We start from the raw sequence: 11,777 nt of genomic DNA on the forward strand, positions 1-11,777 counted from the left end.
GCGCCGCGCGGCTGTTGCGGCCCAGTCGAAACACTTTCTATTTGAACCTGCTTGGTGACCAGCGTCTGCGCCGGATCCGGAGGAGAAGCCCATTGTCGGATTGGCGATTATACGGAGTTGCGGGCTGGGGTTCGTCGCTGGCGGAGGCGATGCTGGACTGGGCGGGCGAGTCCTACGACTTCGTCGATGTCGACGGCTTCGACGCGCCCGGGCCGGCGCGCGACCGTCTGCTCGCGGTCAATCCGCTGGCGCGGGTGCCGACGCTCGTCGCCCCGGACGGTTTCGTCCATACCGAGAGCGCCGCCATCGCCCTTCACCTCGCCGAGCTTCGCCCGGAGGCCGGTCTCGCGCCGGCGGCGGGCGATCCGCTGCGCCCCGCCTTCCTCAACCGGCTGATCTGGTTCGTGTCGGCGCTCTATCCGACCTTCACCTATCGCGATTATCCCGAGCGTTGGGCGCCGGACGCCGCCGATCAGCTGACGGCCAACGTGGATGCCTTCCGGCAGGATCTGTGGCGGCAGCTCGAGCAGGCGCTCGAGCCGGACGCATGGGTCCTCGGCGACAAGCCTTCGGCGCTCGACGCCTATGTGACGATCATGTCCCACTGGCGCCCGCGCCGGCCGTGGCTGGCGCAGCATTGCCCGAAAGCGCACGCGCTGGCGCTGCGCGCCGACAAGCTGCCGCAGATCGCCGCCGCCGTCAGGCGCAATTTTCCGGAAGGATGATGGAATGGAGCGGGTGAGGGGGAATCGAACCCTCGCGCAGCCGCTTGCGGCGAAGCGCCACAAGGAAACGAGGGTTCGTCCCGAAGAGCAGAAAATGGAGCGGGTGAAGGGAATCGAACCCTCGCGCAGCCGCTTGCGGCGAAGCGCCACAAGGAAACGAGGGTTCGTCCCGAAGAGCAGAAAATGGAGCGGGTGAAGGGAATCGAACCCTCGCACAGCCGCTTGCGGCGAAGCGCCACAAGGAAACGAGGGTTCGTCCCGAAGAGCAGAAAATGGAGCGGGTGAAGGGAATCGAACCCTCGTCGTAAGCTTGGGAAGCTTCTGCTCTACCATTGAGCTACACCCGCTTGGGCGCCGTCTAGATCAGGCAAGCCGCCGGAATTTTCAAGCCCGAAGGCGCGTCAGGGTCCGGTCGTCGCGCGGATCGGTCGAGATCGGCACGATGCCTCCCTGAAGCGGCGCGCGTGCGCGGGGCGGCAACCGAGGAACCCGGCCACCGAGCGCTTCGTTCGAATGCCGTTGTCAAAGGAAGGCCGATGGCGGAGTCGATCGAACGCGAGACAGCCCGGCTCCGGCCCGGCTGGGGCTGGGTGCTCGTCCTCGGGATCGTCCTCGTCGTCGCCGGCGTCCTGGCGATCCTGCAGCCGATCGCCACCAGCCTGGCGACCGGCATCATCCTCGCCTGGCTCCTCATCGCCGGCGGCATCTTCGCGGTGGTCGCCGGGATGACCGATCTGCGGGCGGTCGGCGGCTGGATCTATGTCCTGCTCGGCCTGCTGTCCGTGCTCGCCGGAATCATCGTCATGATCAATCCGTTCTCCGGGGTGCTGTCGCTGGTTTGGGCGATCGGCGCCTGGCTCGTCCTTGCCGGGCTTCTGCAGCTTGCCGGCGCCGCGCGGGCCCCGGCAGGCAAGGGCTGGCTCGTCTTCCTCGGCCTCGTCGACATCATCCTCGGGATCGCGCTGATGATCATGGATCCGTTCTCGGCCCTGTTCTTCCTGGCCGTCGCGATAGGGGTGAGCTTCGTCGTTCGCGGCGCCGGCGCCATCCTGTTCGCACTGGGCCTGCGCCGGCTGTCTCGTCTCTGAGGTAAGGACGGCCGGTATTCAGCGTTGGGCGCGGCCGATCGCGACCAGGGCGCCGCCGGTGACGAAGAAGCTTGCCGCCAGGACGAGGGCGAAGCTGGCGACGATCTCCCGGGTCGGGCCGAATAAGCCGGTGACGAGCATCGCCACCGGCAGGCCGAGCAGCAGCAGAAGACCGAGGAGAAGATCGGCACCCCCGGAAAACAAGGTCCAGGCCCGCACCCTCGGCTCGCGGCTGCGCAGCCCGCCAACGAGCTGGAGCGTGCCGCGCAGCAGCAGCCACGTCGTCACCAGCCAGGAAAGCGGCACGAAAGCGATATAGGGGTTGAGGACGAACAGCAGTCCGTCGAGGGCCGTCACGGCGCCCGCGGCCAGCGCCGCGCTACGGGCGGGATCGGGCCGTCGCGCGGCCGCGGCGGCCAACTCGGCCAGGCCGGCGATCAGCAGCAGCCACCCGACCAGCGTACCCCCGGGCAGGTCCTTCGCCACCGGAAGCACCAAGGCGGCAAGGCCGAGGAGCAGGGTCAGCAACGCGGCGGCGAGGATGACGGCCCGCCGCCCCCCGCTTCGCGTCAGTGCCTCAGATGCCATCGCCTTTCCTCCGGCCGAGCGGAGGCATCATAGGCCGACGTCTTTCGCAGGGAAACGGCTTCCGAGCGCTGCGTCAGCCGATCCGCGTCCAGGTCTGCGACTTGCAGATCAGTCCGGCGACCAGGCAGCCGCGCGCGACGAGGCTGTTCGGCCCGCTCTTGCGCAGGGTGCCCGAGAAGGTCCGGCCCATGTCGGGCACGAACACGCGGCCAGACCAGCTTTCGGGCGCGGTCTGCCGGAACTCGCGCAGCAATTGGGTCCCGACCAGGCTGGCGGTGCCGCCGCGCCGGGCCTTGGCTTTCGCGCGCTCGCTCGCCCAGACCACCGTGCCGCATACCGAAGTCCCGCACGGGGCGATGCGGACATGGACATTGTTCTTCGGATTCTTCCAGATTCCGGCGGCGGCTCCGGGAGCGGCGGCGTCGGCCGACGCATTCGCCGCCAGCCCCGACAGTGCCAGAACGGCCGCGGTCAGCGCGGTCACCAGGATGCGCATAGGTCTCTCCAAAATATCGATTTTCCCCCTCGCCGGGGTGTCCATCCCTATCTGGGGCGCAAGTCCGTCCGATCAAGGTCGACACACGCTTGCGCCGGGCGGGCGCGGCAAGGACGTCCCGCCCCGTATCGCGCCCAATTCGTCCCCGCCCGCCCGGCTTCGCTTGACCCCCGCGCCTGCGGCGCTAGCCGTCTCCCTGCCGCAAGGCAGCCGCTTGACGGACCGATCGCCCCAGTTGCTCGTTCCGCCTCCGTCACGTCTGTCATGACGGCCGCGACGGCAGCGGAAGCTTTACCGGGCGGGCCCGCAGTCTCCCGCGCGGGCCTGGCGGCGAGCGAAGGAGAGACCGCATCTTGACCAAGGCCATCCTGCTTCTGATCGGGCTTCAGGCGGCCGGCGAGCCGCCGCTCATTCCAGCCTTCTTCACCGGCGAGGCGCTCTACGCGATCTGCTCCCGGCCCAATGGCGGGCAATGCTCGATGTATGTCGCCGGCGTGCTCGACGGCCTCTTCTACGCCCGCTCGCGCGGCGGGGCGCCGCTGCTGTGTCCGGCCCCGATCAACAACCGCCAGGCGGCCGAACGGGTGACGCAATATCTCGCCCAGGATTCCGAGCGCCGGCAGCGGGCGGCCGCCCTGCTCGTCCGCGAAGCGCTCGCCGACCGCCTTGCCTGCAACGGCGATGCCGGGACGGAGCGCCCGACGGAGCGTTGACCGGCCCGTTCAGCCGCCGACCTCTACTGCCTCGCCATAGGCCTGGCCGGCATAGTCGCGCATCGCGCGCTCCGCGCTGAAGCGGGGTCCGAGCGAACTCACGCTATGCTTCATCATCGCGATCCAGCGGGTCCGATCGTCATACCAGGTCGGCAGAACCTCACGCTCCAGAAGCTCGAGCAGCCATTCGTCATGGCCTGGAGCCGCGGCGTCCCGCTCGTTGCCGATGCACCAGCCGTTGCGGCCGTGCTCGCAGCCTTCGAGCCACCAGCCGTCGAGGACGCTGAGATTGAGCACGCCGTTGATCGCCGCTTTCATGCCGCTGGTACCGGAGGCTTCGAGCGGTGGCTCGGGCGTGTTCAGCCAGACGTCGCAGCCGGCCACCAAGCGGCCCGCCATCTCGATGTCGTAGCCGGGGAGGAAGACGATCGGCAGATGCGCACCGCAGCTGTGGGCGATCTCGTGCAGCCGGGCGATCAGCGCCTTGCCGCCCTTGTCGTGGGGGTGGGCCTTCCCGGCGAGCAGCACCTGGAAGGGGCGGTTCTCAGCGATCTTGAGCAGTCGGACGAGATGGCCGAACAGAAGGTCGGCGCGCTTGTAGGGGGTCATCCGGCGGGCGAAGCCGATCAGCGGCCGGTCTGGATCGAGGTCGTGGCCGGTGCGGCTGCGGACATCGTCGATCAGGGCCCGTTTCGCTTCCATGTGGGCCGCCCAGACATCCACGTCGCCGGCGGCGGTTTCGAAACCGGCCAGCGCCGATGCGCCGGCGCGCCAGCCGGGCGTCGTCCGGTCGAAAAGGTCGGCGATGGCGGGGTGGGTCCAGCGCACGTGGTGGACGCCGTTGGTGACCGCATGGATTTCGTGGCCGGGGAACATCAGGCGGGTCACCTCGGCATGCTTCTGCGACACGCCGTTCACCCATCCGGTGAGGGCTAGCGCCAGCCTGGTCATGTCGAGCTCGCGCGCGCCGTCGAACAGGCGTGCCGCCTCGTCGGCGAGCACGTCCCCGATCACGGCGCGCACAGCCGACATGGCGAAGCGGTCATGACCCGCCGGGATCGGCGTATGGGTGGTGAAGACGGCGCTTTCGCGTACCGCCTCTGCGTCGCCGCGCTCGGCGAGCAAAGCGAGCGGCAGCAAGGCGGCATGGCCCTCGTTGAGATGATAGCGGCGGATCTCGAGGCCGAGCAGGTCGAGCACGGCCTTGCCGCCGAGGCCGAGCACCGCTTCCTGCCGCAGTCTGAAATCTTGGTCGCCGCCATAGAGCCGACTGGTGATGGCGCGGGCGTCGGCATCGTTCGCCTCGACATCGGTGTCGAGCAGCAGCACCGGCAGCCGGCTCCCGCTCGTCCCTTCGATCTCGCGCAGCCAGGCGCGGATGCGCACCTCCCGTCCCTCGATCGCCACGCTGGCCTCGATCGGAAGCGGCGTTGCCCATTCGGCGGGGTCCCAGGGATCCGGGGCGTCATGCTGATGCCCCTGCCCATCGATGGTCTGGCGGACATAGCCGTCGCGGCAGGCGAGCGACAGGAACACCATCGGCAGGCCGAGGTCGGCCGCCGCCAGCGCGAAGTCGCCGGCGAGCACGCCGAGCCCGCCGCTGTAGCAGCGCATCCCTGATTCGAGGCCGATCTCCATCGACAGGAAGGCGATGCTCGCGCGAGCGAGCGAGGCGGGGAGGCGGCCGGTCATGCTAGGCCCGCGCATCGCGTGGAAGTGGCAGCGGAGCCGGCATCGACCATGGCCGATTCCGACGCCCTGCCGCAGCCTGGGAAAAGGACAAGGACGGTCATGCGCCTATGCTTCTGCAATGATCTGTCGAACTCCAACGGCCGGGTCTTCGGGGCATCCCGCACTCATGATAGAGTCCGCCGCCGGCGAAGACGAGGCCTCGAAGCCGCCGAGAGGAAATTCGGAAGGCAGGAGGGGGTTCCCGGCGACGAGCTTTGCGCACGGGCATCGAGCGCGAGCCGTCGCCCGAACGGGGTTGGCCGCAGCGAGGGCTGCCGCGACGCGGCCGCCATTGGGGGCCGAAGGCCCCGACTGCCCGCCTCAGCCGGCGGCTCTCTGCCCTCCGCCGGCGAGCCTGACGCCGAAGCCCCGCGTCTTGCCCGGGACCAGCCGGCGCAGGTCGAACTCCTCCTCGAACTGGATGCCGGTGCGGCGCGATTCGGACCAGCGCACTTCGGCGCCGAGGCTGCCGCAGCCGGGAAGGTCGAGCTGGACCTTGGCCTCGACCGGGACGGTGCGGTCGCTCTCGAGCAGCGCGCCGCCGGTCGAGATGTTGCGCACCCTCACCGGTATCTGCATTCCGTTCCATTGCAGCGTCGCGACCTTGAGCAGGCCCTGGCGCGGCGGCCGATTGAACTGGAATCCGTCGGCGGCGACGGTCTCGTTGTCGGCGGCGAGCTTCAGCGCCTCCTCGGCGATCATCGGCCGGCCGAAGATGTAGCCCTGGATGTGCGAGCAGCCGAGCTCCCGGATCAGCGCGAGTTCGTCATGCGTCTCCGCGCCTTCGGCGGTCGTGTCCATGCCGAGGCTTTCCGCCAGCGTGACGATCGCCCGGATGATGGCGGCGTTGCGGCTGCCGCGCATCGCCGCCCCGCGGACGAAGGATTGGTCGATCTTGATCTTGTCGAACGGCGTCTTGCGCAGATAGCCGAGGCTCGAATAGCCGGTGCCGAAATCGTCGAGGGCGAGGCGGACCCCGATCGCCTTCAGCCTTGCGAACATGTCGTCGGTCGACTCGCTCTCCACCAGAAACACGCCTTCGGTGATTTCCAGCTCGAGCCGTCGCGGCGCCAGTCCGGCATTGGCGAGCGCGCTGACGATCGTGTTGGGCAGGCTGGCGTCGGTGAACTGGACCGGCGAGAGGTTGACGGCGATCCGGATGTTCTCGGGCCATTTCGCCGCCTCCGCGCAGGCGGTGCGCAGCACCCATTCGCCGAGCTGGAGGATGATCCCGCTCTCCTCGGCAAGCTGGATGAACACGGTCGGCGAGATCATTCCGCGAGTCGGATGGTGCCAGCGGACCAGTGCCTCGAATCCCGACAGCGCCTCGGACTTGGTGTCGACGACGGGCTGGTAGTAGAGCTCGAGCTCGCCCCGGCCGATGGCCTTGCGAAGGTCGTTCTCGAGCATCTGCCGGTCCTGCGCCTCGCTGTGCATTTCCGGCGCGAAGAAGCAGTAGGTGCCGCGGCCTGCGGCCTTGGCGGAATACAAAGCGAGGTCGGCGTCGCGGATCAGCGCGTCGCCGCAGCATCCCTCCGGCGGCGCGATGGCGATCCCGACGGACGCTCCGATCGAGATGTTGTGGCCTTCGATGAGGTAGGGCATCGACACTTGCTGGATCAGCCGGGCAGCGAGGGCGCCCAGGCTCGGCTCGTCGGTCACGCCGGGGAGCACCGCCTTGAACTCGTCGCCGCCGAGCCGGCCAATCTGGCCGCGGTCGCCGATCACCGAGGCCAGCCGCTGTCCGACCTGCTTGAGAAGGGCATCGCCGACCGGATGGCCGAGCGTGTCGTTGACGTTCTTGAACCGGTCGAGGTCGATCAGGAACAGGGCATTGCCGGACGTGCTGTTCGCCTGGAGGGTCTCGTCGAGCGTCCGGCGCATCAGCATCCGGTTGGGGAGACCGGTGAGCGAATCGTATTTCGCGAGCCGATTGATCTCGTCCTCCGACCGGCGCTGCTCGGTGAGGTCGGTGCCGATGCCGCGAAAGCCGAGGAAGCGGCCATATTCATCGAAGCTCGGCGTGCCCGACAGCGACCACCAGGTGTCGGCGCTGGCATTTGCGCGGACGGTGATGTCGGTGAAGGGCAGGCGCGCGGAGAGATGGAAGCCGAGCGTGCGCTCGGACGAATCGGCGGATCCGGACGCGTCCGATCCGATCAGGTCGGTGAAAGGCCGGCCGATCAGCTCCGCGGCGGGAATGGCGAGATCCGCGGCGAGCTGGTCCGAGATGTAGGACAGGGCACCGCGCGAATTGGTCTCCCAGAACCAGCCGCGGCCGGCCTGCTCGAACTCCTCGATGAATCGGCTGGCGCGCTGCGCGTTCCAGTCGATCATCTCCCGCCGCTTGAGCTGGCTCAGCTTCTCGGCCGCCCGGTTGAGGCTGAGCCTCAGTATGGCGATCCCGACGATCCCCGCCAGCGCCGTGCTGACGGCATCGCCGGTGACCAGCAGCCAGGCCATCAGCGCGCCGATGCAGCCGAGGCCGGCCAGGCCGGGGAAGAGGAGGAAGGCGAGGGGCAGGGCAAAGACCGCTCCGGCGAGGCCGAGGGTGAGCAGCGGCATGCCGCCGTCCCGCACCGTGCCGAGGCCGGCAACGACCGTGCCGATGAGGGCGCCGACCAGCAAAGAGTAGAACGCCGCCGCGCGCAGGGCGAGGTGCGGCTGAATCCTGAAGATCCCGCCGCGACGGGCGAGCGCCCACAAGAGGATGTCGACCACCAGCAGAGAGGCGAGCGGCGCCGTCACCACCGGCTGCCGCATCGCCTCCGTCCCCAGCGCGAGCAGGATGGCGGCGGCGCAGACGAGGTGGACTACCAGGAAGAAGCCGGGAACCGGGGCCAGTGCCCGCAGGCGCTCGCGGGCAATGCCTTCGTCGCGCTCGTTCGCGAGCGGCTGGAAGTCCTGGATGAGGAGGCGGCGAAGCGAAGGGCGATCCTCGGCTTCGAGCCCGACCGGCTCCACTGATTTCCTGATGGCACGCATATGCGGAAGGTACGGCCTTTGCCCTTAAGAATAGGTTTGCGGTCGCGGTGCCGTGCAGGCCGCGACATTGCGGGCTTCCCGCTCTTGTCGCGCCGCCCGCATGGGCGCATAGGAAATCGGCTTTCATTGGAGGATCGTCGATGGTGGAAGCATTGAAGAAGCGCCGTTGGGCCGCGCGGCTGACCTGGGCCGGCGCTCTCCTCTGCTTCGGTTCGGTCGCGGCCGCGCTGATCGCCGCCATCGGGGCCGGCCGGGGCTTCTGGCATTTCGGGGCCGGGTTCAGCGTCCTGCGCTACGCTTTCTTCGCCGCGATCCCGGGAATTCTGCTCGCGCTCGCCGGCGCGATCGTCGCCGGTCGGGTCCGGCCGCGGCTGGTTCTCGTCAATCTGGCGGCGCTCGTCGTCGCCGGCATCTTCGTCGGCTTCCTCGGCAATCAGGTCAGGACCGCGCGCTCGGTGCCGCCGATCCACGACATCGCCACCAATCTGGAAGACTATCCGCGCTTCTACCGGCTGCGGGTGCGCGACGACAATCTGGCGGAGGTGCCCGACATGGGCCGCGCCGATCTGGCGGCGCTGGAGCCGCGGGAGCGGTGGAAGGCCATCCATCGCGAGCATTATGGCGATATCGCCACCATCAGGGTGCCGTGGAGCCGGGAGGAGACGATCCAGCGGGCGCGGGCGCTCGCCGAGAGTCGCGGCTGGGAGATCGTCACGGCCGACGCGGAGCGGGGCATCGTCGAGGCGGTCGACACCAGCCGGTTCTTCCGGTTCAAGGACAATGTCGTCGTCCGGGTGCGCCCAGTCACGGACGGGACCGGATCGATCGTCGACATGCGCTCGATCAGCCGCGTCGGCGTCAGCGATATCGGCGTCAATGCCCGCCGGGTCCGGGAATTCCTCGCGGACCTGAGACGCGGCTGATCCGGCAAGGCGGGAGAAGAGGATGATCGAGCGTCGGCGGCTGGGCCGGGACGGTCCGGAAGTTTCGGCCATCGGGCTCGGCTGCATGGGCATGTCCGAATTCTACGGTTCCGGCGACGAGGCAGAGTCGATCGCCACGATCCGCCACGCGCTCGATGCCGGCATCGACTTTCTCGACACGGCCGACATGTACGGGGTCGGCCGCAACGAGACCCTGGTCGGCAAGGCGATCTCCGGCCGCCGCGGCGAGGTCTTCCTCGCCACCAAGTTCGGCAACGTCCGCGGCGAGGATGGCAGCTTCCGCGGCGTCTGCGGCCGTCCGGACTATGTCCGCTCCGCCTGCGAGGCGAGCCTGCAGCGGCTCGGCGTCGAGACGATCGACCTCTATTACCAGCACCGTGTCGATCCGGACGTTCCGATCGAGGATACCGTCGGTGCGATGGCGGAGCTGGTGGGCGAGGGGAAGGTCCGCTTCCTCGGGCTCAGCGAGGCGGCGCCGGCGACGATCCGCCGCGCCCATGCCGTCCACCCGATCGCGGCGCTGCAGACCGAATATTCGCTGTGGAGCCGAGATCCCGAAGCGGAAGTCCTGCCCACGGTCCGCGAGCTCGGCATCGCCTTCGTCGCCTACAGCCCGCTCGGCCGCGGCTTCCTCACCGGCCGCTTCCGCAGCGCCGCCGACTTTCCGGAAGACGATTATCGCCGCTTCCATCCGCGCTTCCAGGGCGCGAACTTCGACCGCAATATCGCGCTGGTCGGCGAGATCGAGACGATGGCGCAGGACAAGGGCTGCACGCCGGCGCAGCTCGCTCTGGCCTGGGTGCTGGCCCAGGGCGAGGACATCGTCCCCATTCCCGGCACGAAGCGCATCCGATTCCTGGACGAGAATCTCGGCGCGCTATCTCTTCGCCTGTCGGCGGACGAGCTGGCCCGGATCGACCGGATCCTGCCGCCGGGTGCGGCGGCGGGCCCTCGCTATCACGAAGCCGGCATGGCCACGATCAACCTCTAGACCCTGGCCGGCGCGGCGCGCCGATTGTCACAATTGAAACGATAAGCCGGCCGCCCCGGCAACGCGCCGCAACGCGCGCCGTCTAGTTCCGTCTTCAGCGAAAGGATGGAACGATGACCCCGCAGCAGGCACAGATCGTCAAGAACAGCTTCCGGACCGCGATGGCGCGACGGGACCGGCTCGCCGGCTGCTTCCTCGCGGAGCTGTTCGCGCGCGATCCGGCGCTGTGGGAGAAGCTTCGCGGCGAAAGCGGCTGGCGCGACGGCAGCTTCGCGAACGGCCTTGCCGCGATCGTCGCCTCGATCGACCGGCTGCATCCGATCGCCGCCGTGCTCGAATGGGTGGCCTATCGCGGCGCCGCCCGCGGCCTCGCCGAGCGCCACCATGTCGCGATCGCCGACGCGCTGATGGCGGCCCTCGAAGCGGTGATCGGCCCGGCGTTCAACCCCATCCACCGTCAGGCCTGGTGGCTGGCGTGCCGCTCCGTGATCGACGTCATGGTCGCGGCGCTCCACGCCGAGCCGCTGGCGGCCTGACGGTCAAGAGAAGCTAGCGATGCTCCGGCCAGTCCGCCGCCCGCTCCTCGGCGTCATCCTGCCTCCGGCGCTCCTCGCGCTCGCGTCGGCGAGCTTCGCGCCCGAGCCTTTCCTCCTCCTCGCGGACCTGCCGCCCCCGCCTCTGGTCGGCCTCGGCCTGGCTGGTGGTGACGGCATCGACGCCGGCGCCGACCGCCTTGACGGGCAGGGTGACGATGCCGACGGCCGTCCGGGCGAGACAGCCCGAAAGGAGGAAGGCGGCGAGCGGGAGGATGAGTAGGCGCATGGCTCCCTTATAGCGCAAAGATTCTTGACCGCACACGAACAACACCCTTGACGTCGAGGCGCATAAGTCGGAATGTTCTGTCATGACAGAAACTACTGACCAGACGGGCAAACTGCCTCCCGCGGTGGAACGCTTCGTGCTTCACTGGGGTGACATGGGCAATGAATGGGGGGTCAACCGGTCGGTCGCCCAGATCCATGCCTTGCTCTATCTCGGTGACCGCCCCCTCACCGCTGAGGAGATCGCCGAGACCCTCGGCATGGCACGCTCGAACGTCTCGACCAGCCTCCGGGAGCTGATCGGCTGGAAGCTGATCCGCCGCGTCCCCGTCCTCGGCGATCGCCGCGATCATTTCGAGGCAGAGACCGATCTCCTGCAAATGGTGACGCGCATCGCCCAAGGCCGCAAGGAAAGGGAGATCGATCCGGCGGCCGCGGCGCTTCGCGCCTGCATGGCCGAAGCGCAGGGCGACCCTCGGGTCAGCGCCGTGGCGCGCGAAAGGTTGGCGGAGATGCAACGCTTCGTCGAGACGCTGAACAGCTGGTACGATCAGATGCTCGGGGTGCCCCCCGCGAAGATCATGGCGCTGATCCGCATGGGCGCCAAGGTGGTGAATTTCCTCAGCTTCGGCCGCAAGGGTGAGGCCGCGAAGGACAAGGGCTGACTTTTCGTGCCGTGACATTTCTGGATTTAC

General features: G+C 68.6%; 12 protein-coding genes and 1 tRNA gene. 7 read left to right on the top strand and 6 right to left on the bottom strand.

What is annotated here, in order from left to right; translation table 11 throughout:
• Nucleotides 1-92 precede the first annotated feature (92 nt).
• Entirely contained in the window at nt 93-725 is a 633-nt protein-coding gene (locus DDE10_RS09075) for a glutathione S-transferase family protein (RefSeq protein WP_284734545.1), read from the top strand.
• A gap of 273 nt (nt 726-998) precedes the next feature.
• Here DDE10_RS09075 and DDE10_RS09080 read toward each other — a convergent pair.
• Nucleotides 999-1,072, bottom strand: a tRNA-Gly gene (locus tag DDE10_RS09080).
• A 189-nt stretch (nt 1,073-1,261) separates the two neighbouring features.
• Between DDE10_RS09080 and DDE10_RS09085 the strand changes: the two genes are divergently transcribed.
• Nucleotides 1,262-1,813 carry an HdeD family acid-resistance protein gene (locus DDE10_RS09085; RefSeq protein WP_114952447.1) on the top strand — a complete coding sequence of 184 codons (552 nt, stop codon included), beginning with the start codon at nt 1,262-1,264 and terminating at the stop codon, nt 1,811-1,813.
• Nucleotides 1,814-1,831: 18 nt separating this feature from the next.
• Here the strand turns inward: DDE10_RS09085 and DDE10_RS09090 are convergent, their stop codons facing one another.
• Nucleotides 1,832-2,401 carry a DUF308 domain-containing protein gene (locus tag DDE10_RS09090; RefSeq protein WP_114952448.1) on the bottom strand — a complete coding sequence of 190 codons (570 nt, stop codon included), beginning with the start codon at nt 2,399-2,401 and terminating at the stop codon, nt 1,832-1,834.
• Between the two features lie 73 nt (nt 2,402-2,474).
• Entirely contained in the window at nt 2,475-2,897 is a 423-nt protein-coding gene (locus DDE10_RS09095) for a DUF2147 domain-containing protein (RefSeq protein ID WP_114952449.1), read from the bottom strand.
• 353 nt (nt 2,898-3,250) lie between these two features.
• Between DDE10_RS09095 and DDE10_RS09100 the strand changes: the two genes are divergently transcribed.
• The gene (locus tag DDE10_RS09100) at nt 3,251-3,610 is read left to right on the top strand and encodes a Rap1a/Tai family immunity protein (protein ID WP_114952450.1); all 360 of its coding nucleotides are present in this window, start codon (nt 3,251-3,253) and stop codon (nt 3,608-3,610) included.
• 9 nt (nt 3,611-3,619) lie between these two features.
• Here the strand turns inward: DDE10_RS09100 and glgP are convergent, their stop codons facing one another.
• Both glgP and DDE10_RS09110 read right to left on the bottom strand, forming a co-directional pair.
• On the bottom strand, nt 3,620-5,302 hold the full coding sequence (gene glgP / locus DDE10_RS09105; protein WP_114952451.1) for an alpha-glucan family phosphorylase: 1,683 nt from the start codon (nt 5,300-5,302) through the stop codon (nt 3,620-3,622).
• 360 nt (nt 5,303-5,662) lie between these two features.
• The gene (locus DDE10_RS09110) at nt 5,663-8,305 is read right to left on the bottom strand and encodes a putative bifunctional diguanylate cyclase/phosphodiesterase (RefSeq protein ID WP_284734546.1); all 2,643 of its coding nucleotides are present in this window, start codon (nt 8,303-8,305) and stop codon (nt 5,663-5,665) included.
• A 161-nt stretch (nt 8,306-8,466) separates the two neighbouring features.
• On the opposite strand from DDE10_RS09110, the gene DDE10_RS09115 reads away from it, so the two are divergent.
• The 3 genes from DDE10_RS09115 to DDE10_RS09125 all read left to right on the top strand — a co-directional run bounded on the left by DDE10_RS09115 (nt 8,467) and on the right by DDE10_RS09125 (nt 10,797).
• Nucleotides 8,467-9,249, top strand: a complete 783-nt coding sequence (locus DDE10_RS09115) for a DUF1499 domain-containing protein (RefSeq protein WP_114952452.1) — start codon at nt 8,467-8,469, stop codon at nt 9,247-9,249.
• A 25-nt stretch (nt 9,250-9,274) separates the two neighbouring features.
• Nucleotides 9,275-10,261 (top strand): aldo/keto reductase, encoded by a 987-nt coding sequence (locus DDE10_RS09120; RefSeq protein WP_114952675.1) that lies wholly within the window; start codon nt 9,275-9,277, stop codon nt 10,259-10,261.
• A 113-nt stretch (nt 10,262-10,374) separates the two neighbouring features.
• A complete protein-coding gene (locus DDE10_RS09125; protein WP_114952453.1) occupies nt 10,375-10,797 on the top strand; it encodes a globin family protein in 423 nt (140 codons plus the stop codon).
• 13 nt (nt 10,798-10,810) lie between these two features.
• On the opposite strand, the gene DDE10_RS09130 is transcribed toward DDE10_RS09125, so the two are convergent.
• Nucleotides 10,811-11,083, bottom strand: coding sequence for a hypothetical protein (locus DDE10_RS09130; protein WP_114952454.1), 273 nt, complete (start codon nt 11,081-11,083; stop codon nt 10,811-10,813).
• An 82-nt stretch (nt 11,084-11,165) separates the two neighbouring features.
• Between DDE10_RS09130 and DDE10_RS09135 the strand changes: the two genes are divergently transcribed.
• Nucleotides 11,166-11,747, top strand: a complete 582-nt coding sequence (locus DDE10_RS09135) for a GbsR/MarR family transcriptional regulator (RefSeq protein WP_114952455.1) — start codon at nt 11,166-11,168, stop codon at nt 11,745-11,747.
• Nucleotides 11,748-11,777: the final 30 nt, after the last annotated feature.

Source organism: Sphingosinicella terrae, assembly GCF_003347635.1.
Classification (GTDB): domain Bacteria; phylum Pseudomonadota; class Alphaproteobacteria; order Sphingomonadales; family Sphingomonadaceae; genus Allosphingosinicella; species Allosphingosinicella terrae.

Coding starts and splice junctions, on each gene's coding strand:
- glgP (WP_114952451.1), bottom strand. CDS start 5,302: ATGACCGGCCGCCTCCCCGCCTCGCTCGCTCGCGCGAGCATCGCCTTC.
- DDE10_RS09135 (WP_114952455.1), top strand. CDS start 11,166: ATGACAGAAACTACTGACCAGACGGGCAAACTGCCTCCCGCGGTGGAA.
- DDE10_RS09115 (WP_114952452.1), top strand. CDS start 8,467: ATGGTGGAAGCATTGAAGAAGCGCCGTTGGGCCGCGCGGCTGACCTGG.
- DDE10_RS09095 (WP_114952449.1), bottom strand. CDS start 2,897: ATGCGCATCCTGGTGACCGCGCTGACCGCGGCCGTTCTGGCACTGTCG.
- DDE10_RS09125 (WP_114952453.1), top strand. CDS start 10,375: ATGACCCCGCAGCAGGCACAGATCGTCAAGAACAGCTTCCGGACCGCG.
- DDE10_RS09085 (WP_114952447.1), top strand. CDS start 1,262: ATGGCGGAGTCGATCGAACGCGAGACAGCCCGGCTCCGGCCCGGCTGG.
- DDE10_RS09090 (WP_114952448.1), bottom strand. CDS start 2,401: ATGGCATCTGAGGCACTGACGCGAAGCGGGGGGCGGCGGGCCGTCATC.
- DDE10_RS09130 (WP_114952454.1), bottom strand. CDS start 11,083: ATGCGCCTACTCATCCTCCCGCTCGCCGCCTTCCTCCTTTCGGGCTGT.